The sequence below is a fragment of the Aliiroseovarius sediminis genome, assembly GCF_022678485.1.
GTDB classification, from domain to species: Bacteria; Pseudomonadota; Alphaproteobacteria; order Rhodobacterales; family Rhodobacteraceae; genus Aliiroseovarius; species Aliiroseovarius sediminis.
In genome coordinates, this window is record NZ_JALBYP010000032.1 from 206211 (window position 1) to 231837 (window position 25627).

18 protein-coding genes, 2 tRNA genes and 3 pseudogenes are annotated in these 25627 nt (G+C 57.0%); 12 read left to right on the top strand and 11 right to left on the bottom strand.

Features of this window, described 5'->3' with window-relative positions:
* Nucleotide 1: 1 nt before the first annotated feature.
* The gene (gene dapF, locus MN186_RS10030) at nucleotides 2–799 is read right to left on the bottom strand and encodes a diaminopimelate epimerase (protein ID WP_289069368.1); all 798 of its coding nucleotides are present in this window, start codon (nucleotides 797–799) and stop codon (nucleotides 2–4) included.
* A 149-nt stretch (nucleotides 800–948) separates the two neighbouring features.
* Between dapF and MN186_RS10035 the strand changes: the two genes are divergently transcribed.
* A tRNA-Lys gene (locus tag MN186_RS10035) sits at nucleotides 949–1024 on the top strand.
* A 388-nt stretch (nucleotides 1025–1412) separates the two neighbouring features.
* Here MN186_RS10035 and MN186_RS10040 read toward each other — a convergent pair.
* The 9 genes and pseudogenes from MN186_RS10040 to MN186_RS10075 form a co-directional block, all read right to left on the bottom strand.
* A complete protein-coding gene (locus MN186_RS10040; RefSeq protein WP_242114235.1) occupies nucleotides 1413–2534 on the bottom strand; it encodes an ABC transporter permease in 1122 nt (373 codons plus the stop codon).
* Nucleotides 2535–2537: 3 nt separating this feature from the next.
* On the bottom strand, nucleotides 2538–5258 hold the full coding sequence (gene rbbA, locus MN186_RS10045; protein WP_242114236.1) for a ribosome-associated ATPase/putative transporter RbbA: 2721 nt from the start codon (nucleotides 5256–5258) through the stop codon (nucleotides 2538–2540).
* A gap of 3 nt (nucleotides 5259–5261) precedes the next feature.
* Nucleotides 5262–6269 carry an HlyD family secretion protein gene (locus MN186_RS10050; protein WP_242114237.1) on the bottom strand — a complete coding sequence of 336 codons (1008 nt, stop codon included), beginning with the start codon at nucleotides 6267–6269 and terminating at the stop codon, nucleotides 5262–5264.
* Between the two features lie 501 nt (nucleotides 6270–6770).
* Nucleotides 6771–6947 (bottom strand): annotated as a pseudogene (locus MN186_RS16625) (integrase core domain-containing protein); the annotation flags it as partial.
* A gap of 340 nt (nucleotides 6948–7287) precedes the next feature.
* Entirely contained in the window at nucleotides 7288–7785 is a 498-nt protein-coding gene (locus MN186_RS10055) for a GAF domain-containing protein (RefSeq protein ID WP_242114238.1), read from the bottom strand.
* Nucleotides 7786–7801: 16 nt separating this feature from the next.
* Nucleotides 7802–8536: an ABC transporter ATP-binding protein gene (locus MN186_RS10060; RefSeq protein WP_242114239.1), complete on the bottom strand. Its 735-nt coding sequence runs from the start codon at nucleotides 8534–8536 to the stop codon at nucleotides 7802–7804.
* The gene (locus tag MN186_RS10065; protein WP_242114240.1) at nucleotides 8533–9369 is read right to left on the bottom strand and encodes an ABC transporter ATP-binding protein; all 837 of its coding nucleotides are present in this window, start codon (nucleotides 9367–9369) and stop codon (nucleotides 8533–8535) included. The genes MN186_RS10060 and MN186_RS10065 overlap by 4 nt, the downstream gene beginning before the upstream one ends.
* On the bottom strand, nucleotides 9366–10262 hold the full coding sequence (locus MN186_RS10070; RefSeq protein ID WP_242114241.1) for an ABC transporter permease: 897 nt from the start codon (nucleotides 10260–10262) through the stop codon (nucleotides 9366–9368). The genes MN186_RS10065 and MN186_RS10070 overlap by 4 nt, the downstream gene beginning before the upstream one ends.
* Nucleotides 10262–11308 carry an ABC transporter permease gene (locus tag MN186_RS10075; RefSeq protein WP_242114242.1) on the bottom strand — a complete coding sequence of 349 codons (1047 nt, stop codon included), beginning with the start codon at nucleotides 11306–11308 and terminating at the stop codon, nucleotides 10262–10264. The genes MN186_RS10070 and MN186_RS10075 overlap by 1 nt, the downstream gene beginning before the upstream one ends.
* A 128-nt stretch (nucleotides 11309–11436) precedes the next feature.
* Here MN186_RS10075 and MN186_RS10080 point away from each other — a divergent pair, with 128 nt between their 5' ends.
* The 8 genes from MN186_RS10080 (at nucleotide 11437) to MN186_RS10115 (ending at nucleotide 23635) form a co-directional block, all read left to right on the top strand.
* The gene (locus MN186_RS10080) at nucleotides 11437–12042 is read left to right on the top strand and encodes a helix-turn-helix domain-containing protein (protein ID WP_338024987.1); all 606 of its coding nucleotides are present in this window, start codon (nucleotides 11437–11439) and stop codon (nucleotides 12040–12042) included.
* A 36-nt stretch (nucleotides 12043–12078) separates the two neighbouring features.
* Nucleotides 12079–13665 (top strand): ABC transporter substrate-binding protein, encoded by a 1587-nt coding sequence (locus MN186_RS10085; RefSeq protein ID WP_242114243.1) that lies wholly within the window; start codon nucleotides 12079–12081, stop codon nucleotides 13663–13665.
* 75 nt (nucleotides 13666–13740) lie between these two features.
* Entirely contained in the window at nucleotides 13741–14847 is a 1107-nt protein-coding gene (locus MN186_RS10090) for a M24 family metallopeptidase (protein ID WP_289069389.1), read from the top strand.
* A gap of 435 nt (nucleotides 14848–15282) precedes the next feature.
* Entirely contained in the window at nucleotides 15283–16710 is a 1428-nt protein-coding gene (locus tag MN186_RS10095) for an ABC transporter substrate-binding protein (protein WP_242114244.1), read from the top strand.
* A gap of 68 nt (nucleotides 16711–16778) precedes the next feature.
* Nucleotides 16779–17756 carry an ABC transporter permease gene (locus MN186_RS10100; RefSeq protein ID WP_242114245.1) on the top strand — a complete coding sequence of 326 codons (978 nt, stop codon included), beginning with the start codon at nucleotides 16779–16781 and terminating at the stop codon, nucleotides 17754–17756.
* Nucleotides 17753–19471 carry an ABC transporter permease subunit gene (locus MN186_RS10105; RefSeq protein ID WP_242114246.1) on the top strand — a complete coding sequence of 573 codons (1719 nt, stop codon included), beginning with the start codon at nucleotides 17753–17755 and terminating at the stop codon, nucleotides 19469–19471. The genes MN186_RS10100 and MN186_RS10105 overlap by 4 nt, the downstream gene beginning before the upstream one ends.
* On the top strand, nucleotides 19468–21774 hold the full coding sequence (locus MN186_RS10110) for a dipeptide ABC transporter ATP-binding protein (RefSeq protein WP_242114247.1): 2307 nt from the start codon (nucleotides 19468–19470) through the stop codon (nucleotides 21772–21774). The genes MN186_RS10105 and MN186_RS10110 overlap by 4 nt, the downstream gene beginning before the upstream one ends.
* 58 nt (nucleotides 21775–21832) lie before the next feature.
* Nucleotides 21833–23635, top strand: coding sequence for a gamma-glutamyltransferase family protein (locus MN186_RS10115; protein ID WP_242114248.1), 1803 nt, complete (start codon nucleotides 21833–21835; stop codon nucleotides 23633–23635).
* Nucleotides 23636–23745: 110 nt separating this feature from the next.
* Here the strand turns inward: MN186_RS10115 and MN186_RS10120 are convergent, their stop codons facing one another.
* Nucleotides 23746–24258, bottom strand: a complete 513-nt coding sequence (locus MN186_RS10120; RefSeq protein ID WP_242114249.1) for an acyloxyacyl hydrolase — start codon at nucleotides 24256–24258, stop codon at nucleotides 23746–23748.
* 143 nt (nucleotides 24259–24401) lie between these two features.
* Here MN186_RS10120 and MN186_RS10125 point away from each other — a divergent pair.
* The 3 genes and pseudogenes from MN186_RS10125 to MN186_RS10135 form a co-directional block, all read left to right on the top strand.
* Nucleotides 24402–24478: transfer RNA gene (locus MN186_RS10125), tRNA-Met, on the top strand.
* Between the two features lie 189 nt (nucleotides 24479–24667).
* Nucleotides 24668–25111, top strand: a pseudogene (locus MN186_RS10130) (transposase); the annotation flags it as partial.
* 63 nt (nucleotides 25112–25174) lie between these two features.
* Nucleotides 25175–25601 (top strand): annotated as a pseudogene (locus MN186_RS10135) (transposase); the annotation flags it as partial.
* Between the last annotated feature and the right edge of the window lie 26 nt (nucleotides 25602–25627).

A 25627-nucleotide genomic window follows, 5' to 3' on the forward strand; every position in this document is an offset into this window, starting at 1 on the left:
CCTAAATCCCTTCCAGAAAAGCAGGCATCAACTGGCCTTCGAACACGAAGGCCGTCGGACCCGTCATCCAAACCCCGTCTTCGCGCCAGTCCAGCGTCAGCCACCCGCCATCCAGTTCCATCTTGACGTGGCGGTCCGTCAGCCCGCGCTGATGGGCGGCGACAACGGTTGCACACGCTCCGGACCCGCAGGCCAAAGTTATCCCGGTCCCACGTTCCCAAACGCGCATCCGGATTTCGTCACGGGCGCGGACTTGGGCAAACTCGACATTGGTCGCTTCGGGAAACAATTGGTCATGTTCGATATGCGCGCCAATGGCGGCAACATCGACCGCCTCGGCGTCGTCAACAAAGAATACGCAATGCGGATTGCCCATGCCTACGGCAGCCGGGTCGCCATCCAGCGGCAGATGGGCCGTATCGACGTTTTCTGAAAGCGGCACCTCGTCCCACGCGGTCTGTGGCCTGCCCATATTCACCGATACCTGATCGCCATCAAGACGCGCCTCAAGCACACCGTGCGAGGTGCGGATGGTCAGTGCGCGTTTACCGGTCACATCCATCATATAGCGCGCTACGCAGCGGGTAGCGTTTCCACATGCCCCGGCGCGGCTACCGTCTGCGTTCCAGAAATCAAGGTTGATATCGGCGATGCCCGAGCTTCGGATTTCAGCCAACTGATCGAACCCGATACCGCGATTTCGATCCCCCAAGGCTTTGGCCAGGTCTTCTGTGACCACAGCATCCGTGCTTCGCGAGTCAATGATCACGAAATCGTTGCCCGCCCCATGCCATTTCATGAAGCCAAGCGTGCGTATTGATATGTCGTCACAAACCATATCGCGCGATATAAGCCCTTGCGAAAACTTTTGCCAGAGATCGAACAGATTCCGTGGAAATTGGGGTTGACCTGCCAAGCCGGCGGCTATACTCACCGCGCTCACAGAGTGGGCCGTTAGCTCAGTTGGTAGAGCAACTGACTTTTAATCAGTGGGTCGAAGGTTCGAATCCTTCACGGCTCACCACTTTTACATTTATGTTGCCGGGTGACACCTGACTTGGCCATTCGTGACAGATCTTGCGTCCCTTGGACCGATGGGATTGGATATCGGCAGTAGCAACAGCCGTCGCTCGCCCTAGCGTACCATGTGCAGCGTCGCAATTATCCTACAGAGCCGTGAATCCAATATTAGAACCGGTTGGAGGTAAGCCGCAAATGGGCAACACTGATCACAGTGCTGGGCGTGGTCTTTGCGCAAACGGGAACCCGTCTGGCACAGTAGTTCGGGCCAGATAATCCTGATTGCCAAAGTGACCATCAAAGCGATGACGTTTGCCATTCCTTATCTCGGGCCAACCTTGACCTCACGCCAGTTGGAGGCTTCCTGAATCCCTAATGCGTCCGCGCATGGGTCATCCACCCGAGACCGACCGGCGGAAGAGGATCAGACTGACGAAGAGAAAGGCTGCGCCCAGAAGGAATGTCCAGAGGAATTCCAGCCACACGATACTGAAATCGGCCCCGCGAAATGCGATGGCAACGGCAAACTCCATGAAATGCCGGGACGGTAGAAGCCATGTGATCGGTTGCAACCATGCAGGCTGGCTTTCGATCGGTGTCATGCCACCCGACAGGATCATGATCGGGGTGATCGTCAGGATGAGGAGAAGTGCGAATTGCGCCATGCTGCGCGCCACGATACCAAGCAGCACACCGATGGATGCCGCCGCAAACAGATAGACCGCCGTGCCAAGCAGCAATAGACCTTCGGAACCTGCGAAAGGCACGTCCATGAAGCCCTCGACCATAACGAAAAGGGCGAATGTGAAGGCCACGAAGATCACCAGGCCGTTGGCAATGATCTTCGCCATGGCGATTTCTATGGCGCTCAGCGGCATGACCATCAGATGCTCGATTGTCCCGTGTTCGCGTTCACGGATAAGCGCGGCACCGGTCAGCACGATGGTCAGGATCGACAACTGGTTTAGGAGCGAGGAAACCGAGCGCAGCCAAGCAGTTTCGCCCGCCGGGTTGAACGATCGGCGCAGGACCAGATCGAGGGGTGATACAGGCGCCAGATCTTCACCTGTGGCAAAACGATTGATCTCTTCGTTGAAGGTGGCGGTAAGATAGCCGGTGCCAACCGCCGCCGCCATCGTCTTGGTCGCATCGATATTGAGCTGCAGGGACGGTGTGCGCCCGGCACGCACATCCGCTTCGAACCCGGCGGGGATCACGACCACGAAAGTCGTCTCGCCCCAGTCCATCATCCGGTCGATCTGATCCGCCCCGGCCTCTTTCGGCGGCAGATATCGCGGCGGCAGAAGGGCGTTTTGCAACGCGCGGCTGAGCGTCGAGCGGTCTTCGTCGACAAACGTGACCACGGCATTGTTGAGCGGCCCGCCAGCCCCGGAGCTTTCGACATACATGCTGGGACCGAAGGAATAGATCACCAGCAAGAGCAGGATCGCCTCGCGCCACAATGTGCGGAATTCCTTGCCGATGAGCCAGAAAACATTTTTGATACGTCGCACGATCTATGCCTCCTGCTTGCGCATGAACAGAACAGCCACCGCCACGAACACTGGCGCGAACGGCAGAAGCAGCAGGATATTGGGTCCGAGTTGGTCAAAGCCAAGGGCTTTGTTGAACACGCCGACACTCATCTGCATGAAATAGTTGGTCGGCCAGAGCTGCCCCAGAATGCGACCTGCGCCTTCGAGCGTCGAGACGGGCTGGATCAAGCCCGAGAACTGCACCGTCGGCATCATTGCAACGACCACGGTCGTAAACACTGCCGCAACCTGGGTGCGCATGAAGACCGCAACCATCATGCCCAAACCAGTAGAGGCGGCCACATAGGCCACGGCCCCTAACGCCAGCGCCGGGGCGGATCCTTTGAGCGGCACATCGAACATGAAGACGGCCATTGCGGTGAGTATCATCCAGTTGATCAATCCCAACCCGATATAGGGCAGTTGCTTGCCCAACAGATATTCCAGCTTGCTGGTAGGCGTGACATAGAAATTGGTGATCGTGCCGATTTCGCGTTCTCGGCTGATGCTGACTGCCATCAGGATCGCCGGAAACAGCATCAGCAGGATCGCAGGCACCGAGGCCGCCATGGAGGGCAGCGATTCAAAGCTGGGGTTATAGCGATAGCGCGGTTCTATATTGACCTTGGGCTGCAACATGCCTGACATCCCCGCGGCAGTGGCTCGGGTGGACAGAAACGTGGCGTGTGCGCCCTGCACGTAGCCTTCGATTGTCGATGCGCGGATGGTATTTGCGCCGTCGATCCACGCCGCCACGCTGGTCGGTTGCAAAGTGGCGACTGAGCGCCCGAACCCTGAAGGTATCTCGATGGCCAGCGTGATTTCACCGGCGACCATCCGGCGCCGTAACTCTTCGTCACTGGTGACAGCCGGCGCTTCGTTGAAATACTGGGAACCTTGGAAATTCGCCAGATAGGCACGGCTTTCAGGTGTACGATCCTGATCGTAGGCGGCGAATGTCAGCCCGGTCACATCTGTCGAAATACCATAAGCAAAAAGCAGCATCAGCAGCATCGACCCCAAAAGCCCGAACGCCAAGCGGATCGGGTCGCGTATCACCTCCAGCGTTTCGCGGCGGCTGACCGCGAACAGACGCACAAGCCGGGGACTGTGATTGCGGGATGCCTGATCCGACCCCAGGCCTGTAAGCTTTTCGGGGGCCGTTTCGGGCGCGCCCATCGCATCGGTGATGTAGTCGATGAACGTCTCGTTCAGCGTCCCTGATGCGCTTTCGGCGGCAAGGTTTTGGGGTGTGTCATAGACCAGAACTTGGCCGGCATGCATCAGACTGATGCGATCGCAGCGCATACCTTCGTTCATAAAATGCGTAGAGATGAAGATCGTCACCCCATCGCCCCGCGACAGATCGGCCAGAAGGTCAAAAAACTCGTCACGCGCAACGGGATCGACACCGGATGTCGGCTCGTCGAGGATAAGGATATCGGGCTTGTGAATGACCGCGCATCCCAGCGATAGCCGTTGCTTCAGCCCCAGCGGTAATTCGCCCGCAAACGAGTCTTCGTAGCGGCCAAGACCCAGATCGGTCAGAAGCTCTTCGATACGCGGCTCGATCTCGTCGTTTGGCAGATCGAACAGGCGGGCGTGCAGCTTGAGGTTCTGGCGCACTGTCAGTTCGCCGTAGAGCGAGAAGAGTTGCGACATGTAGCCGACACGCATGCGCGTTTCGGCGTTGGACGCATCGACCTTTTCGCCGAACAGCCACGCCTCGCCCTCACTTGCCGGAAGCAGCCCCGTCAGCATCTTCATGACCGTTGTCTTGCCCGACCCGTTCGACCCCAGAAAGCCGAATATCTCGCCATGACGTATCTCGAAGCTGACATCGCTCGCCGCAGTGAAATCGCCAAACCGTTTGGTCAGCCCCTTGGCCACAATCGCATGTCCGGTCTCTGCCTGGTCCAGTGGGGTCATTTCGACGGGCGCACTTTTCCGCTGCTTGGCCTCGGGTAAGAGCGACACAAAGGCTTCTTCCAATGTGTCCACGCCGGCTTGCCTGCGCATCTCATCGGGTGATGCGGTCGCCAGGATTTTCCCGTCATCCATCGCGGCAAGCCAATCAAACCGCTCGGCCTCCTCCATATAGGCAGTCGCCACCAGCACGCTCATGCCCGGTCGATCGGCACGGATGTCGTCGATCAGATTCCAGAACTGATCGCGCGCCACCGGATCAACACCGGTTGTCGGCTCATCAAGGATCAGGAAATCCGGGTCGTGGATCAGCGCACAACACAAACCCAGCTTCTGTTTCATCCCGCCCGACAGCTTTCCCGCCGGACGGTCCAGAAATGGATCGAGCCCGGTGGCCTTTGTCAGGCGGTCGATCCGCTGTCGCCGCTCGGCGGCATCATGGCCGAACAGCCGACCGAAGAATTGCAGGTTCTCCTGAACGCTGAGTTCTTGGTAGAGGTTCTTGCCCAAGCCCTGCGGCATGTAGGCGATGTTGATGAAAACCGCCTCGCGGTGGTTCCGGTCGGCCATGTCGCCGTCCAATACCATCACCTCGCCGGTCTGAATCTTGCGCACGCCAGCCAGAAGCGACAGCAGCGTGGATTTGCCCACGCCATCCGGCCCGATCAACCCCAACATCTTTCCCGTCGGCAGATCGAGTGTCACATCGTCAATCGCCAAATTCTTACCATAGCGATGGCTCAGCGCCTGAACGCGGGCGACACACGAGGTCTGCATGGCTCAGTTTCCCGGCAGGGCATCGGCGGGGATCGGTTCGCCGACGAATTCGGTGGGCCATGGCAGGTCCTCGGCTCCCGCAAGGCGGATATAGGCCACACCCCGCACACCGGTCTTGACCTGTTCGATATAGGCTTTGACAAGTTCTTCAGGCAGACGCACCTTGACGCGAAACATCAGCTTTTCACGTTCATCAGCAGTTTCAACCTGCTTCGGCGTGAACTGAGCCTTGGGCGAGACAAAGCTGACATAGGCTGGGATCGCATAGGGAATACTGTCGATCCTGATCCGCGCCTCGGCGCCTAGGCCGGTGCGCATTGACTGGTCTGCAGGCAGGAACATCTCCATGTAGACCTGTGACAGATCCAACAACGTGATTACCTTGCCGCCGCCACCCAGAACCTCGCCGGGTTGGGCAAGACGATAAAGGACCCGGCCCAGCACCGGCGCGGTCAGTGTAGCATCTGCGATCTGCGTTTCGTATTGCGAGACCAAGGCGTTTGCTGCCTCGACGCCGCGTTCGGCCGTGTTCAACCGGGCGGTTGCGGCGTGCAGGGCGGCTTCGGCCGTGGCCAGCCGGGTTTTTTGTTGATCGGCCAGCACCTGTGAATTCACGCCACGATCGGCCAGCGTGCTCGCGCGGCCAAAATCACCTTGTGCCATCTTAACTTCGGCGCGGCGCTGTTCGATCAGGGCGCGCACCTCTTCAACCTGGCTGGCCGCGCTGGCTGCATCGGCTTTGCCGCGTGCCAATTGCGCTTCAAGCTCGCGCGTGTCCATCACCGCAAGAACATCACCGGCTTGTACAAGAGCGCCTTCACTGACGCGTATCTCTGCGACCCGTCCCGGAATCTTGGTGGCGATGTCGATCTGATCTGCTTCGAGGCGGCCGTTCCCGGTGGCAAAACCTTCGGGCAGGCCGCCCGTTTGCCGGTCCCAAAAATACCAACCGATTGTTGCGATCGCGGCTAAAACCACAATCCCTGCGATCACGGGTCGAAGATACTTCATTCCGAAAACCTCTTAGAACACTCAGAAAGTTTCATGCTGACTACTACCTTTGCGATGCAATTTTGTTGCCACATCTAATGGATTCGGCAGCAAATAAAATGTCTTGTCGTTGCACGAACGGCAGGTAATCATCTTTTTTTGATGCGTTACTTCGCAGCAGAGCGCGTTAACGCTTGTTAATCCCATCATTTATGAACCCATAAAATGATGAAATGATCAGCGACGGTGTTTGTTGAAAACGTCCGAAACAACGGCCCGCCAAGATGCGCGGATGATCGCGGCAGCTGAATGCCCGATCTGATAGTCGCAGCGCGCGTGGTCCACCCTCTTGAACTTGGATATCTGCCGAACCCATGATGCGGAGACTTTCTAAATCGTGAACTACTTTTCGACACAAGAAACACCCAACTATGATGTTCCAGCGGTGAGAGTGGGCAGACGCCCAATCAATGTAAGTGCTGACCCAGCCGCGTGATCTGCTCCTTTGTCTTTTTGTTGTATGGGTTGCGGTAAAGGCCTGCTGAGCGACGTATGAGGTCGTTCAGTGTTGTAATCGGTCGTCCAGTTTTCGATGATCTTTCGGGCTTCGGCGAGGTCCACTTCCGGAACGCCCTTCAGGAAAGCGTGGAACAGGGTCGCGCGCCCCGGCCTGCTGCTGGACGGACGCAGTGTGAACACTGTGGCGAGCCGGCTACCATCAAGCGTTAGTATTATCTTTCACACGTGGCGCGCATCGTTGATGAAAGTGGTTTGGAGTTGGTGCCTGCTGCCGCGTCAGTTCAATAATATCGGCAACCAGGCGGCTCTCGTCAGCACACCAAAAGGCAGTCGCCTTGGTGTGGACTGGTGCTGCGCAAGGAAACATCAAGCCCGACCGGTTAAGCTTGTCTAGCGCCGCCGTCAGCTAACGCCCCGCCACGAACCGGGGGTCGACGCCCGTGCGTTAGATCGGCTGACTAAACGGAACCGGAACGTGACCTAGCCTTCGCGACATGACCGAAGTGTGGCGCCCACCGTGTCAGTCGTCGTTCAACTGGGCAACGGTCAGGAGCGTCGCCAAGGCAGGTAGCGTCAGGCCGTCCGCGGCAATCTTTTGCCGCTCGGGTGTATACGTGCCTGCTGCGTCAAGCATGTTGACCGTCGCAATCAATTCGCCCTTATGAACCACCGGCAGGTTGATCACTGCGCCGCAACCCAGCGACCCAATCAGTTCCGCGTCGGGAAAGACGGCGTCGATATCGTCAAGCGTGTTGGCCACAAACATCCGGTGGTCGTCGTGGACCTGATCGAACCATGGGTTGCGCTCAATCGGTTTGGTGCCGGAAGTCGGGTAGTTTTCGGGATCGCTGGTATAGGATCGGCTGGCCAGTTCGGTATCCATATCCACGGTCATCACCGTGAACAGCCGCGCGTCGATCAACGCATTGGCCAGCTTATGCAGGGCGGCCTGTGCAGCATCGGCGGTGGTGGCGGCGGATAATTCGGCAGTGAATGTCGCGTGGTGGGATGTTGTCATGGTTTTTCCTTCGGGATCAGCCGCCGCTGGCGGCATAAAGGGTTCGTGAATACGGATCGCTGAAAGCTCCGTCATGCAGAGCCGTGACAGGGGCGATTTCAACGATCTGGCCTTTGGTCATCACCGCGATCCGGTCGCACATGAACCCCACGACAGGCAAGTCGTGGCTGACCAGCAGGTAGGTCAGGTTCTGTTCTGCCCGCAGCCGTTTCAGCAGGTTTAGAATTTCAGCCTGCACGCTGACATCCAGCGCGCTGGTGGGTTCGTCCAGCAGCATGATCTTGGGTTCCAACATCAGCGCGCGGGCAATCGCCACCCGCTGCCGCTGGCCGCCAGACATTTGGTGCGGATAACGGAACCGGAAACGCCGGTCCAGGCCGACATCCCGAAGTGCTTTTTCGATCCGCTCTGAACGATCGCCCAGCCCGTGGATCGCCAGCGGTTCAGACAGAACTGCATCGACGGTTTTGCGTGGGTGCAATGATCCGTAGGGATCCTGAAAAACCATCTGACAGGTGCGGGCCAGATCCTTGTCCGGCCCGTGGCCACGCGGCTTGCCCAGCACGGTCATCCCGCCGGTCCATTCCGGCGCAAGTCCTGCAATCGCCTTGAGTACGGTGGATTTCCCTGATCCACTTTCGCCGACAAGGGCGAAGCTTTCGCCCTCGGCCACATCGAAGGTGACACCTTGCACGACGCGGTTTCCGCTGTAGGAAATGTCCAGATTGTCGAGTGAAATCGCGGTAGTCATGTGCCCTCCCACGCGGTGCGGTCCAGCGTCGGCAGTTCGTCACGCGTTTCGTTCATACGCGGCACAGACGCCAAAAGCCCTTTGGTGTAGGGGTGCGTGGCGCGGTCCAGTTCACCGGCGGCGCAGCGTTCAACCACGCGGCCTGCATTCATCACAAGGATCTGGTCACAATAACGGGCGACCAGTTGCAAATCGTGGCTGATCAGGATCAACCCCATACCCTGATCGCGCACCAGCGTATCGATCAGATCCAGCACCTGTGCCTGAACGCTGACGTCCAGCGCGCTGGTTGGCTCGTCTGCGATCAGGACCTTGGGTTTGGGTATCAGCATCATTGCGATCATCACACGTTGGCCCATGCCGCCCGATACCTCGTGCGGATACATCTTGGCGACGCGGTCGGGGTCGTTGATCTGCACTGATTCCAGCATGTCGCGCACCCGCGCGCGTGTCGCGCTGCGCGATAATTTTTCGTGCGCGCGCAATGCTTCGGCAATCTGCCGCCCAATGGTCATGACTGGATTAAGTGAATAGCGTGGATCCTGCATGACCATCGAAATTCGCGCACCGCGCAGGTGACGCATCTCACGCTCGGGCAGGGACAGCAGGTCGCGCCCCTGAAATTCAAGCTTTTCAGCCGTGACGCGGCCGGGGGGCCGGATCAGACGCAAGATTGCGCGGCCGGTCATGGATTTGCCCGACCCGCTTTCACCGACGATGCCAAGGCGCTCCTGCCCCAGATCGAAGGATACGCCCTTAACCACATCGACACGGCCCTGCGGCGTAGGAAAGTTGACGTGCAGGTTGCGCACGGACAGAAGGGGTTCGGTCATGATTTTCCCGCCGATTTCGGATCCAGAACATCGCGCAAGCCGTCGCCGAGGAAACAGAACCCCAGCGAGACCAGAATGATCGCCAGCCCCGGCATCGTCGCGACCCACCATTGATCAAGGATGAACACACGTCCGCGCGAAATCATCGCGCCCCATTCCGGCAGGGGCGGTTGCGCACCAAGCCCAAGAAAGCCAAGGCCCGCGGCGGTGAGGATGATCCCGGCCATATCCAGCGTCACCCGCACGATCATGGAAGAGGTGCACAGCGGCAACACATGACGAACGATGATCCGTGAGTGCGACGCCCCCAGAAGACGCGTGGCCGAGACAAACTCGGCATTACGGAAAGTCAACGTTTCGGCGCGCGCGATGCGAGCATAGGCCGGCCATGCAGTGATCGCGATGGCGATGATTGCATTTTCGATCCCCGGCCCCAAGGCGGCCACAAATGCGAGCGCCATAATAAGTTTTGGCATCGACAGGAAGACATCTGTCAGGCCCATCAAGATGCGATCTGTCCAGCCGCCGAAATAGCCCGAAATAGCCCCGATCACCAGGCCAAGCGGTGCCGAAATTACCGCCACCAGCGCAACGATCATCAGCGTGATCCGCGACCCATAGATGACCCTTGAAAAGATGTCTCGGCCCAGTTCGTCCGTGCCCATCCAGTGATCGGCCGAAGGGGGTAGAAGGCGGTTGGACAGATTTTGTCCCACGGGGCTTTCGGGTGCAATCCAAGGGGCGGCGATGGCTGTGAATATCAGCAGCCCGATGATCAGCGCCCCTGCAACGGCCAGTGGGTTGCGCAGCAACATCCCACTTGCACGATAGGCGCGTCCGGCGCTGGCTTGCAGGCGCGATGCCGGACTGTCGGAAATCAGCCATGCGTGCATTATCTGCTCCTCGCGTCAAGAACGCGATAAAGCACGTCCGATATCTTGTTGATCAGGATGAACACTGCGCCGATTACCAGCGTTGCGCCCAGCACGGCATTCATGTCGGCATTGAAAAGGGCGGTGGTCAGGTAGTTGCCGATACCTGGCCACGAAAACACTGTTTCTATCATCACCGACCCTTCAAGCAGCCCAGCGTAGCTTAGCCCGATAACCGTGATCAGCGGCACGCGAATGGGACCAAAGGCGTGGACCCAGATCACGCGTGTCTCGCTCAGACCTTTGACGCGGGCGGTGGTGACGTATTCCTGGCTGAGTTGATCTAGCATGAAACTGCGGGTCATCCGCGCGATATAGGCAAGTGAAAAGAACCCGAGAATGGTGGCAGGCAGGATGATCCGGTGCAGGGCACTGCGAAAGACCTCCATGTTCCGGTCCAGCAGGGAATCGACCAGCAGCAACCCCGTGACCGGTTCCACCAGCCCATCAAAAAACACATCAATCCGGCCCGGTCCACCGACCCATCCCAACCCCGCATAAAACAGCGCCAGACCGACCAGACCCAGCCAGAAGGCCGGCACTGAATAACCCAAAAGCGCCAGAACACGGATCACCTGATCCGCCCAGCTGCCAGCGTGGGCGGCGGCATAGACCCCCATTGGCACGCCCAGCACGACGCCAATTATGATGCCAATTGTGGCCATTTCCAGCGTGGCGGGAAAGACCCGGACCAAATCCTGCGCCACAGGTCGCCCGGTGGATACCGACCGGCCGAAATCGCCCTGCACTACGTCGGCCACATAGGAAAAGAACTGCATGATCAGGGGTCGGTCCAGCCCCATCGCCACGCGCGCGGCTTCGTATTGTTCGTTTGTCGCCCGATCACCGACGACAGCAAGCACCGGATCAATCGGAACGACGCGGCCGATAAAGAACGTGATCGCCATAAGGCCCAGAAAGGTCAGGACCGTGATGACCGCAAAGCCCCCCAACGACCGTGCGAAGCGGGCTAATCGCATGTGCGGAACGTTGGGGTTGAATGACATGGTGCGGCGGTCCTTATGATCGCGACCCTTTCGAGGCGCGGCGGTATGGCTTCAGCGAAGGTTAGTGAAACCGCTTGGCAAATGCAAAAAGTTTTGCTTATATCTAAAAAAGTTTTTTAGGGGGGCGCGTGAAGAACCAACCGGAAAAAAGCAATGACAGCACGCATATTGCGGCACGTCAGGCGACGACGGTTCTGGGTCCGCGCATTCGGGCGCGACGGCGCAAGCTGATGCTGACGCTGAAGGCGGTGGCAGAACGGGCCGGTCTGTCTGTGGGTTACCTTAGCCAGGTTGAAACCGACAAAGCGGTGCCGTCGCTTGGTACGCTGGCGCAAATCGCACATGCACTTGAAGTGGAGCTGGATTACTTCATCACCACACCTCGCGCAGCCACGGCCTTGTCACGCGCAAGCGAGCGGCCGCAGTTTTCATTGCCCGGATCGACCCTGTCTTACGAGGCGATCAGCCATGACTACCCCGGTTCCGAGCTAAGCAGTTATATCTTGATCGTCCCGCCCGGCTATACATCTGAAACCGCGACCCATGACGGGGAAGAAATCATCATGGTGCTTGAGGGCGAAATCGAACAATCGTTGGGCGATGAGGTCATCGTGATGGGAGCCGGAGACGCGCTGCACTACAGCGGGGCAACCCCGCACCGATGGGCCAACCACAGCGACAAGCCCGCGCGGATGATCTGGACTGGCACGCTCAGCGTTCTGATGCGCAAGTGAACAATCATAGAAACCGAACCTAACGGGAGAGAGACCATGAAAACCCTGAGAACCGCATTGCTGGCCAGCGTTCTGGCCTTGCCACTGGCTGCACCGGCCATGGCCGACACACCACCGAACCTGCTGGTTGTGGCGCAGAACATCGACGACATCGTCGCGATCGACCCCGCGCAAGCCTATGAATTCACTAGCGGCGAACTGGTTACCAACATCTATGACCGTCTGGTGCAATATGACGCCGAAGACACCACCGTGCTGGCCGCAGGCCTTGCCGACAGCTGGGAAACCGACGCAGACGCCAAAACGGTGACCTTTCACTTGCGCGAGGGGGCGACGTTCCACTCGGGCAATCCGGTCCGCCCCGAAGACGTGACTGGCAGTCTTGCGCGACTGATCAAACTGAACCTCACGCCGGCGTTCGTTTTGGCGCAGCTGGGTTGGACGCCTGAAAACGTGGATGATATGGTCACCGCCGACGGCAACACGATCACCATCCGCTATGACGGTAACTATTCCCCAGCTTTTGTTCTGAACGTGCTTGCATCCCGCCCCGCGTCCATCGTGGACATGGAAACGGTCATGGCCAACGAAGTTGATGGTGATATGGGCAACGCGTGGCTGAACGAAAACAGTGCCGGATCGGGGCCGTTTTCGCTGCAAACCTTCCGTCCAGCGGAGCTGGTTCGGCTTAAGGCCAACCCTGACTATTTCAAGGGGGCCCCTGCCATGCAGGGCGTGATCTTACAACACGTGGCAGAGGCTGCGACGCAGCAGCTTTTGCTGGAAAAGGGCGACATTGACATGGCGCGCAACCTGACGCCGGATCAGATCAAAGGGATGAGTGGCGACAACATCAAGGTCGAATCGTTCCCACAGGCGGCTGTGCATTTCCTGTCATTCAACCAAAAGAACGATGCGCTGACTGACCCAGCCCTTTGGGAAGCCGCCCGTTATCTTGTGGATTATTCTGGCATGACCGACAGTTTCCTTGAAGGTCAGATGGAAATTCATCAGGCGTTCTGGCCCAAGGGTTTCCCCGGTGCGCTGGAAGAAACGCCCTATAGCTATGATCTTGAAAAAGCAAAGCAAATCCTTGAAGAGGCAGATATTGACCTGCCAATCACCGTCGAGCTTGACGTGATCAACGCAGCCCCCTTCACTGATATGGCGCAGTCGTTGCAAGCAAGCTTTGCCGACGCGGGCATCAACTTTGAAATCTTGCCGGGCACCGGCGCACAAGTCATCACCAAGTACCGTGAGCGGACTCATGCGGCGATGTTGCTGTATTGGGGCCCCGACTTCATGGACCCTCATTCCAACGCCAAGGCCTTCGCCTATAATGCTGACAACTCGGACGAGAACTATCAGGCCACGACGACATGGCGTAATGCGTGGGCAGTGCCGGACGAGGTGAATAAACTGACCCTTGGTGCTTTGACTGAACCTGACCCCGAGGCCCGCTTGGACGACTATCTGGAGCTGCAACGCGCGGTGCAGAAGGAAAGCCCCATCGTGATCATGTTCCAAGCGTCCTATCAGGTGGCGATGGATGCAGATGTGTCGGGCTATGTGAACGGCGCTACGTCGGACTTCGTGTTCTATCGTCTGGTCGAAAAAGAGTAAGCCGACTGAGACCAAAGGATGGGGCGGCCCGTGTGGGGCCGCCCTGTTGACTGCAATACTAACTTGAATTGGATTATCTCTGTGAAGACCCGTCTGACCAAGCTGCGCACTCTTATGGCCGAAAACGGCACCGATCTTGTGGCCATTGGCCCGACCAGCCATATGCTCTGGCTGACCGGTCTTGACCCCCACGGCGACGAGCGGCCGGTGATGTTGCTGGTGTCACAGGACTATGCTGGACTTCTGATGCCCGCGCTGAACGCCGATGCCGCGCGAAAGGACACCGATCTGCCGTTCCACACATGGGCTGACCACACCGGCCCCGATGCGGCGTTGAAAGAGCTTTTGCAGGAAAGTAACGCCACGGGTGCGAACCTGTCCGTCGCGGTGGACGAAGCCATGCGCGCAGATTTTGCGCTGTTGCTGCTGGATGCAATGGACGCGCCGCGCCGCAGCTTTGCTGCCGACACCGTGGGTTTGTTGCGCCAGATCAAGGATGACGCGGAATACGAAGCGCTGCGCGCCAGTGCCCGCCTGAACGATGACGCCGCCATGGCCGGTTTCGCCGCACTGGCCGAAGGTGTCAGCGAACGCGACGTGCAGGCCGCGATCCACGCTCATTACAAGGCCAACGGAGCCACGCCGGAATTTACCATCGTCGGATTTGGCCACAATGGCGCCTATCCACACCACCACACTGGTGACACCAAGCTGGAGCCTGAAATGGCCGTGCTGATCGACACCGGCTGCCGCCTGAACGGCGCACCGTCCGACATGACCCGCTGTGGCTGGTTCGGGGAAAAGCCCTCGACCGAATTCCTCAAGGTGGCGGGTATTGTGGAACGCGCCGTGCAAGCCGCGCTGGAGGCGTCCCGCCCCGGTGCCATTGCATCAGACATCGACCGGGCCGCGCGCGACACTATCACGGCGGCTGGTTACGGTGAAAAATTCCTTCACCGCACAGGCCACGGCCTTGGCGTGGACATTCACGAGCCGCCCTATATCAGTGCAAGTGGCTCCACCAAAATGCGCGCAGGCAACGTGTTTTCGATCGAGCCGGGCATCTATCTGGATGGGGAGTTCGGTGTGCGCCTGGAAGATATTGTAATCTTGCGCGAGGATGGCCCGGAAATTCTGTCAGGCCTTGCTCGGGATATCGTCATGGTATCAAAGCCCTCCTGAAATCGTTCATGTCAGACACCCATCGGCGCAGGGGCAAGCCAAGATGCACCAAGATCAGCAATCCTCTTAGGCTGCGGACTGGGATCTCAGAGTCAGATCTTTAATCAAGCAGAAGCTTAACCTACTGCATTGATAAAATTAGCCTCCAATCAGTCATTTAAGGGCCGCGAGAACCGCGGCCCTTATTACATGGATATGTCCATTGACTATATTAGTTAAGCGACTAGGCTGACTTATTAAAGTTCTGTAGGGGAGGATTCCGACATGTGTCGAGGAAAAGTAGCAAGCCGTCTTGCGCTGTGTTTGGCGCTTGGCGTACCAGTAGCGTTGCAGGCGCAAACGGCGGTTGAGCCGATCGAGATCATCACAACCACCGAGGCATATGATCCGATCCGCTATGAAGGCGCCTATATTATCGCAGAGGCTTGGAGAGAGTTGGGGCTGGATGTCACTGTTTCACCAACTGAGTTTTCCACGCTTTTGAGCAAGTTCTACGATCAGCAGGACTTTGCAGTCACGATCTCGGGTTGGTCGGGGCGTGTGGACCGTCTTGATCCGCAATTCTATCTCGGCACGCTTAGCTCGGACAATGCTGTTATGGGCGCGAACAACCCGGGTGGTTATTCCAACCCCGAATACGATAAGCTTTTTGAAGCGCAATCGCGCGAGTTTGATCAAACTAAACGTCAGGAGATGGTCCATAAACTGCAAGAAATTGCGGCACCTGATGCACCGCTGGCAATCCTGTTTCATCGCGACGAAGTGGTGGCCTATAACAAAAACAACTTCGAGAATATGAAAGCGATGGCCGGAGAGGCACTGTATTCCGAATGGGTACCGATGGAGGCCAAGCCGCTAACCGAACGTAAAACCCTGCGTTATGGCGGACCGCAATCGCCCGACAATATCAACCCGATGCTGGCCAACACCGTCTGGGCTTGGAAATGGATGCGTCTTTACTATGACCGCCTTGTGCGTCTGACCCCCGATGTCGAAGTCAAAAACTGGATGGCAGAATCTGTGACGGCTATCGACGAGCAGACCATTGAAGTGAAGCTTCGTGAAGGGCTTACTTTTCATGATGGCATGCCCGTTACGTCTGCGGATGTTAAGTTTTCCTATGATTATCTTGTAAATTCGGATTACGGCTACTTTAACAGTTATCTGACCGCGCTTGATAATGTGGAAATCTTGGATGATTTGACTGTGCGTTTTAACTTGAATGCACCTTCCGCGCCGTTTGGGTCCATCACGCTGAGCCAGATTTCAATTTTGCCCAAGCATATCTGGGAGAAGATCGAAAACCCGATGGAGCTTGCGCCGGGCGACATTCCGACAGTTGGCTCGGGTCCGTTCAAGTTCAGCCAATACACTCTTGGCGAATTCATGAAGCTCGACAAATTTGAGGACCACTTCCACGCGGATGAAATCGCCATTGATTCCGTAGAGTTCCAGATTTTCGCCGATAGTGAGGGTGTTTTTACCGCCATTCAGACTGGACAGATCGATGTAACCGCTTGGCGGATGGAAGCCGGACAGATACCGCTGGCTGAGCAGAACGAAAACCTTGAGGTCGTATCCGTGCCGGACTTTGGCTACTATCACCTGACCTACAATCTGCGGAAACCTCATTTTGAGGATGTGGCGTTCCGCCGCGCACTGACAAAAGCGATTGATCGTGAGCGTATCGTGAACGTTCTGCTTGATGGTCGTGGTGAGCCCGGGTCAAGCGTCATCGCTCCGGTCAATGCCTTTTGGCATAATGCCTTCACCGAGCGTCTTGATTATGACATGGAGGCGGCCAAAACCGAGCTTGAAGAAGCGGGTTACAGCTGGTCGTCAGACGGGAAACTACAGAAGTAAGCAGTTTCTGATCGTCAATCGCCCCGCCATGACCACTCGTGGCGGGGCTATATTTATAAGGATATCAAATGCGCAATAGCGGCTATTTGATCCGTCGTTTTCTTCAGGCACTTCTGGCTCTGTTCATCATTGCGACGCTTCTTTTTTTCTTGTTTCGGTTAGGCTTACCTGATCCGACAACTGTGCTTGTGTCTGAAGGGTTAAGCCCTGAACAGCGGGAAGACGTCCGTCGGCAGTTCGGCCTCGATCTGCCGCTCTGGAACCAATATCTGATCTTTCTGCAAAACACTTTAACCGGTGATTTCGGGACATCTTTTCATTATCGCGCACCGGTATCCGAGATCATATGGGAGCGCTTGGGTAACACACTGGTATTGATGCTTGCCGCAATTTTTGTGTCTTACGGCATTGGTGTGCCGTTGGGTGCATGGCTTTCGTGGCGTCGCGGTTCGTCGGTGGATTCGTGGGGAATTTTCTTCGGTCTCATGTTTCGCTCGGCGCCAATGTTCTGGACGGGCATGATTTCGATTCTGATATTTGGCGTCTGGCTTGAATGGTTGCCAACATCCGGTATGCGGACCTTGCCGTACGAAGCAACGGGGTTCTGGGACAAGATCCTGACGTTGGATTTCTTACGCCACCTGATCTTGCCCGCGATGATTGTTGCGCTGTTCTATCTTGGGTCGCCATTGCTTATCATGCGCAACACCATGCTTGAGGTTTACGGTGAGGATTTCATCGAAATGGCCCGCGCCAAGGGCCTGCAAGAACGCTCGGTATTGTTTCGTCATGCTGCTCGCAATGCTCTGTTGCCGGTGGTAACGCAGCTTGCTGTCACGATTGGTCTTGCCGCCGGTGGCCAGGTTGTGGTCGAGGTTGTCTTCTCTTGGCCCGGTTTGGGTCGCGAGATTCTCAATGCGGTCCGCACATCGGATTTTCCGCTGGCGCAGGCCTGTTTTCTTATCATGGCCACGTTCGTTATCTTCCTGAATTTGCTGGTCGATATACTCTATTCTACACTTGATCCGAGGGTGCGCCTGTCATGATTTCTCCCGCGCTAAAAGAGGCATTCGCGCCCCTGCGATTGATGTTGCAAGATCGGTTGGCGGTTGTCGGGCTTATTGTGTTGACGATGATCTTCTGCATGGCTTTGTTTGCACCAATGATCGCATCGCAAGACCCTTTTGCGATCAACGAAGATGAAGACGGATCTGTTTTGTTGCGGACGGACGACGGCTGGTTGTTGCAGCCTTCCCTTGGTCAGGTTGCGCTGAACGACACCGCGTCCCGCGCGGGTGAGGATTTGATCGTCGGGCGTCAGGGCAGCCTGTGGACCCGCACAGCAGACAATTGGGAACGAGTCGATCTGCCTGTCATTGCCGATTTGAACGGTGTTGCCATGACCGACACAGGTTCGGCGATCATCGTGGGTGGCGACGGCGCTCTGTTACTGCGCACTGGCACCGATTGGGAGGTTGTCACGACTGATCAAACGGTTGCGCTGAATTCAGTTGCTTGGGTGGATGATGAAACGGCATTGATCGTCGGACAGGATGAAACGATCCTGCGTTTTGACGTGACGGATAAATCGCTAAGCCCCCTGAATTCTCCGCTGGGTCGCGGCATGACACTTAATGCGGTGGCAAAAGATGTCGATGGCACGGTCCTTGTGGTAGGCGAACGTGGCGTTGCGATGCGCTATGACCCTGCCAGCGACGCGGTGGAACTTGTTCGTCTGGGGTCCAGTCGCACGTTGGAAGATTTGCATATCGCGTCGTCCGGAACAGCTTTGGCAATTGGAGAGCGTGGCACTCTTATCCGGCGTGATGGACCCGACGGCAAATGGACCGTCGACAAAACCCCGGATAGCCGAGGTCTTATGGCTGGTTGGATTGATGATGCGGGCAGAGGATATGCCGTGGGGCGAAATGGCATCATCATGGAGCGCGCACCCGAGCAAGATTGGATTTTAGCGAGCACTGAATCAGAGCGTCACTTGCGCACGATATTGGTTAATGATGCAGGCGCGATAGCGCTGGGCTCGGATAAATTCGTGGTCCGTTTTGCGTCCCCCTCTGCTGCGCATTGGTTCGGGACCGACCATTTGGGCCGTGATCTGTTCAGCCGCAGCATGTACGGCTCGCGCATCGCTCTTTTAGTCGGCTTTTTGGGTGCGACACTTGTGATGATTATTGGCACAAATGTTGGTCTTGTTGCAGGCTTTTACCGTGGCAAGACGGACACCATACTTATGCGAACGGTCGACGTGATGTATGGCATCCCATTCGAACCTTTCGCACTGATCCTTGTGTTATTATTCACACCCAGTTTGGGCATCGTGATCCTTGCCGTGTCATTGCTGACATGGCGAACAACCGCGCGGTTGATCCGCGCGCAGGTGCTGTCGTTACGTGAACGTCCGTTTATAAAAGCCGCGCGTGTTGCCGGCGCTTCTGATCTGCGGATCATGTATCTGCATATTTTGCCCAACGTCATGCCGCTTGTTTTCCTTGAGCTCGCGATCACGGTTGGCGTAGCAATCATCGCCGAGGCGACGCTGTCCTTCCTTGGTCTTGGGCCGCCGCAATCGGTGTCATGGGGCGGCATTTTGCATGATGCCCGATTGTCCGGGGCGTGGCGGACCGCATGGTGGTGGAACCTGCCGCCCGGCATCTTCATCATGATGACTGTTCTTTCGGTTTTCTTCATTTCGCGGTCGCTTGAACTGGTCGCAAACCCACGGTTGAGGGCTCGCCGATGACCAATAACGAAGTAAAACCGATGTTAGACGTTGCGGATCTGGCGATCCATTATGAGACCGGCGATGGTCCTGTCAAAGCTGTCGACGGGATTGATTTCTTCATTCGCCCCGGCGAGGCGCTTGGGCTGGTCGGAGAGTCGGGCTGCGGCAAGACCACAGCGGCGAAGGCGATGTTGAAGCTTCTGCCGCCAAATGGCGCAATCGCAAAAGGTCGCATCGACGTGGACGGGCGTGATCTGGTGCCGCTAGATGGCGAAGACATACGCAAGGTGCGCTGGAACGAAATTGCTTGGATCAGTCAAGCCGCCATGAATGCGCTTGATCCGGTTTACCGTGTTGGCGATCAGATCGTCGAAGCAATGCAGGCACATATCGATATCAATAAAGCAGAGGCGATGGAACACGCCGCGGGGCTGTTCCGCGCTGTGGGGATTGACCCGTCGCGGCTGCAAGCGTTCCCGCACGAAATGTCAGGTGGTATGAAGCAACGTGCCGTGATCGCGATGGCCATGGCGCTTGAACCCAAGCTGGTTATCGCCGACGAACCAACGACCGCCCTTGATGTTGTGACGCAAGCCCAAATTTTGTCGCGGCTCGCGAAGCTACGTAAAGATCGCGGTATGTCGCTGTTGTTCATTACGCACGACATCTCTGTGGTTGTGCAGACATGTGACCGGGTGGCGGTAATGTATGGCGGCAAAATCATGGAAACCGGGCCGGTGCGGGAAGTGTTTGGCGCACCATTTCACCCCTACACGATGGGGCTGACCAATGCGTTCCCAACCCTTGAAGGCGCGCAGAAAGAGCTGATTTCGATCCCTGGGTCACCGCCCAATCTGCTTCACCCGCCAGCGGGTTGCCGTTTTGCTGAACGCTGCCCCTTTGCAACTGACATGTGCCGGTCAGATGTGCCGCCGTTGCATGTTGTGGGACCTGATCGCTCTGCGTCATGTCACTATCCTGAGAAAGTAGAGGAGTTCCGAAAAGTCGCGGCGCGCAATAGCACATGGGAAGAGGTCGGCCGCCGTCTTGGTGCAGAAGTTGAGGGTAAGCTGACACCTGACACCCCGCCCCGCATTGGAGAGGTGTTGCAGGTTGATGATCTGAAGCGTCACTTTGATGTTCCCGGCCCCATGTTTGGGCCAGAAAAGAAAGTTCATGCCGTTGATGGTGTAGACCTGAGCCTGCAGGCCGGTGAAATCCTCGGTCTCGCCGGTGAATCGGGGTCTGGCAAAACCACTACCGGCGAGGTTCTGGTGAAATTGCAAGAACCGACATCTGGCCGGATTTTGTCAGAGGGCGAGGATATTTCGGATTTGTCCGGCGCGGCGCTCAAGGCGTTTCGACGCCGCGCACAAATGGTGTTCCAAGACCCCTATCAAACGCTCAATCCACGCTTCACTATTGCACGGATTGTGGGGGAACCTTTAACAATCCACGGAATAGCCAAAGGCGAAGAACAAAAGCAGCGGGTCATAAAGGCACTTGAACGGGCGGGGCTTAAACCGGCCAAGCTTTATCTAGAGCGTTTCCCGCATGAGCTTTCGGGAGGCCAGCGCCAGCGTATCGCCATTGCACGCGCTATCATTCTAGAGCCGCGTTTCGTTGTTGCCGATGAGCCCGTCTCGATGCTTGATGTATCCATCCGTGCAGGTGTCTTGAATTTGATGCGCCGGTTTCGTGATGATCTGGGAATCAGCTTTGTCTATGTCAGCCACGATTTGCCAACTATTCGCTATGTCGCTGACCGGACGGCAATCCTGTATTTGGGGCAGGTGGTTGAAGTTGGCCCAACTGAAACCGTTATCAGGGAACGCCGTCACCCGTACACGCAACTTTTGATCGAAGCTTCGCCCGAACCTGATCCTGATGTGGTGAAGCCGCCGCCGGAAGCAGCTGGTGAGATCCCTTCGGCTATTGATGTGCCAAACGGCTGTCGTTTTCACACGCGTTGTCCGGTGGCAACGCCGCAATGTGGCTGGGAGGCCCGCGACGTGGAGGCTGCACTTACAGATGTTGGGATTGCAGATGCGGCACGGGGCGAGGCGCAGGCCAAAGCCTTGGGAACTGTATCGCGGAACGGATTGCAACTGACAGTAAGCGCGCCACAAGGCTTTGCCGCAGCACAGGCAGCACTTGTCGCCGCGATGGAAGCCAAACATCCAAGTCTTGCCCAAGCGGCGACCATTTCTGATACCGCAAAGGGTGCGGTGATTGATTTCGACGAACATGATCCGCCTGCGCTGCGCGATCTGGGCAATGGCCATGCAGCGGCCTGCGTGCTGGTGGAGCCGGTGGCATAAGGTTTTCCCTCTGCTCCAGACCCGAGCAGAGGTTCATTTTTGAAGACAGGAGTGATGCATGCCTGATATTTTCACAACACGGCCAGAATTGCGCGGGCAGTTCGGAGCGGTGACCTCCACCCACTGGCTTGCTTCGGCTGCTGGCATGCGGATGTTGGATAAAGGCGGAAATGCGTTTGATGCAGCTGTCGCGGCTGGCTTTGTTTTGCAAGTGGTCGAACCGCATCTGAATGGCCCGGGTGGTGAATTCCCTGCAATCTTCCATCATGCGGAAAGTGATAGAACCCGTGTGGTCTGCGCCCAAGGTGTTGTGCCAAAAGCCACAACGATCCAGCATTGCCGCGCTGAAGGGCTAGAGTTGATACCCGGCAATGGCTTATTGTCGGTTGTTGTGCCCGGTGCGTTCGATGGCTGGATGCTGATGCTACGCGATTATGGCACGCTGACTCTGCGCGAGGTCATCGAACCTGCAATCGAGTATGCCGGAGGCGGGCATCCTATTCTGCCCCGTGTTTCGCGGACGATCGCCGGGTTGGGTGACTATTTCTGCGAGCACTGGCCGTCTTCGTTTTCCACATGGCTACCTGACGGCAAAGCACCAGAGCCGTGGAGCTTGTTTCGCAACCCTGATCTGGCCGAAACATGGACACGACTGTTGGCTGAGGCTGAGGCAGCCAGCGACGACCGCGATAGTCAGATTGATGCGGCACGTGACATTTTCTACAACGGGTTTATCGCTGAAAAGATACTCGCTTTCATTGCCGAAGGGCCTGTGATGGATGAAAGTGGCCATGCGCATAGTGGTGTGTTGACCGCCGATGATCTGACAAGTTGGCAGGCAAGCTACGAAGCGCCGCTGGATCTGGAATACGAGGGTTGGACGGTTTCAAAAACCGGCCCGTGGGGACAGGGACCAGCCTTCCTTCAGGCGCTGCGCATTTTGGAAAAGTATGATATCGGTGCGATGGATCCGCTTGGCCCGGAATTTGTTCATGTGATTACGGAAGCTCTGAAGCTCGCCCAAGCGGACCGCGAAGCGTATTATGGCGATCCTCAGGACGGCGGCGCTCCCATGGGAACTTTGCTATCTGGTGACTACGCGGCAGCACGCTGGGCACAGATCAGTGACAGAGCCAATTTTGATTTTCGTCCGGGCACCGTGGCCGGTTTTGAAGGCCAGCTGGCTGTTTGCGCTGAAGTGCTTTCCGGTTTGCTGGGCAAAGGCGCCGTCTATGAACCAACAATGGCGCATCTTGCCGAACAGGAAAAATCGGGTAAAGGCGACACCTGCCATTTGGATGTTGTCGACCAATGGGGCAACACGATCTCGGTAACGCCGTCAGGTGGCTGGCTACAAAGCTCGCCGACCATTCCTGGCTTGGGCTTCGCACTTTCGACGCGCGCGCAGATGTTCTGGCTGACACCAGGGATGCCCAGTTCGCTTGTTCCGGGTCGGCGGCCACGTACAACCCTGACCCCTAGCTTTGCGCGTCACCGTGATGGACGCCGTTTTTCATTCGGCACACCGGGTGGAGATCAACAGGATCAATGGCAACTGCCCTTCTTCTTGCGGATTCTACACCATGGTATGGGATTGCAAGAAGCTCTTGATGCCCCGCTGTTTCACAACATGCACGCGCCATCAAGCTTTGCACCGCGTACGTCACAGCCCGGACGTTTGGTAATAGATGCGCGTTTTCCGGAAGCCACGATTAATGAATTGCGGCGGCGCGGTCATGAATTGGAACTCGTGCCACCACATAGCTTGGGCCGAATTACCGCAGCAATGCGTGAACCTGATGGTATGATCCGCGCAGCGGCTACACCAGCGTCTTGCCAAGCATATGCCCTGATACGCTGACAAGAAACTGTGTGCGGCTTAACAGTATTGACCTGCCACTTCATCATCCGTCCCTTCGATGGTTCGGACCCCTAGCCATCGTAAATGAAAAATCCCGTGGCAGGTCGTGGTCAATCAACGGGGACAGAGAGCCGAAGCTGTAGCGTTTCCAGCCCCGGATTGATGGCCGCAATATCTCCGTTCGAGCGGTGGTCCAGTGACAGGCTGTATCGCATCCCATTGGGCCCCTCATACCCTGCGTCGATGCCCGAGCGGAACTCGACCGGGTGACCCATGACCGGGCCGCTACCGCGCATCCAAAGGCCCGGCATAAAAGATAGTTGCGCAAACGCGCGGTCGCCCCAAAGATGAAAGGTGTTCACGGCACCAAACCCGATCCAGAAATCTCCTAAACTGTCCACAGATGCCCCAATTGTAGGCTGGAATGGTCCGAAATCTATGGGTAGATCGTGGCGGTAATAGACCTCGGCCCCGATGGAATCGGCTTCGAATATCACCTTGCCCGCGGACAAGACGTGGCGTGCGACGGTTGCGGCTGGTTTGACACAGCCCGCAGGACAGTAATTGACCCACATGTCGATCAAGCCGGTCAGCAGAAACAAGACCGCCAGTGTGCCATCCATGAAATAACCTTTCGCGTTGTCAGTTGGTTATCCAATCAGTCCAACAATGTCACGCCGCAGATAATAGCGCCGTCATTTTATAAGGCTTTTTTGCGAAATGCGCTTGTGGTTCACAAAGCACGCGCTTATATACCCCTCATTGGCGCGGGATGGAGCAGCCCGGTAGCTCGTCAGGCTCATAACCTGAAGGTCGTAGGTTCAAATCCTACTCCCGCAACCAACAAAAGCCTTTAATATCAATGCGCTAATGGCCACCTTCGGGTGGCTTTTTGCGTTGGCGGTTTGGGCGGTGCTACATTTAGGACTCTAAAAAAGCATTATGTGAGTCGGGGATTATTTTGTTGAAAAACTCTTCCTTGATCGAATGATAGATCGCTGATTCAATTCCTTCTGTAGGGAGGGATTGGCGATGATGGGACCGAAGCAGGAAGCGCAAGCGGCGCTGTTTTACGAGTTCTCACTCGAGGATCATGTGCCTCAAGATCATTTGCTTCGCTCGATTGATCGGTTCGCCGATCTGGGCAGCATTCGCGCCTTTCTGGCGGAGTTTTACAGCCACACGGGCCGTCCGTCGGTCGATCCAGAACTTTTGATCCGCATGCTGCTGGTGGTCTACTGCTTCGGCATCCGCTCTGAGCGGCGGCTCTGCGAGGAAGTGCATCTGAACCTGGCTTACAGGTGGTTCTGCCGTCTCGATCTGAACGACCGCATTCCCGACCATTCCACGTTCTCCAAGAACCGTCTTGGCCGATTCCGCGAGAGCGAGCTGCTGCGTCATCTGTTCGAGACGACCGTTGCTCGCTGCATTGAGGAAGGTCTCGTCAGCGGCCAGCGCATGGCGATTGATGCAAGTTGGACCTGTCGTGGTTTGATGCCGCTCCTTTGATGGCATTTACTGCAACAAAGGAGACTGACTATGGGACTGAAACGGACGGACGAATTCCGGCAAGATGCGGTGCGGATTGCGTTAACCAGCGGGCTAACTCGTAAGCAGGTGGCGGATGATCTTGGCGTCGGTATGTCGACGCTGAACAAATGGATCACCGCGCACAGAGACACAGACGTGGTGTCGAAAGAAGATTTGAGCCTTGCTCAAGAGAATGACCGGCTTCGGCGTGAGAACCGCATTCTCAAGGAGGAGCGGGACATCCTAAAAAAGCACCGCAGTTCTTCGCGAGCCAAAAGCCGTGAGGTTTAGGTTCGTGGAAGAACAGCGGGATGCGTTTCCGGCAGCGCGCCTGTGTCAGGTTATGGATGTCAGCATGCGCGGTTTGCGTGCGTTCCGCAGTCGGCCAGCCAACCGCAGACAGCGGTCTGATCTGGTGACGCTGGCACATATCAAATAACAGTCTCGTCTCAGCCTGGGCAG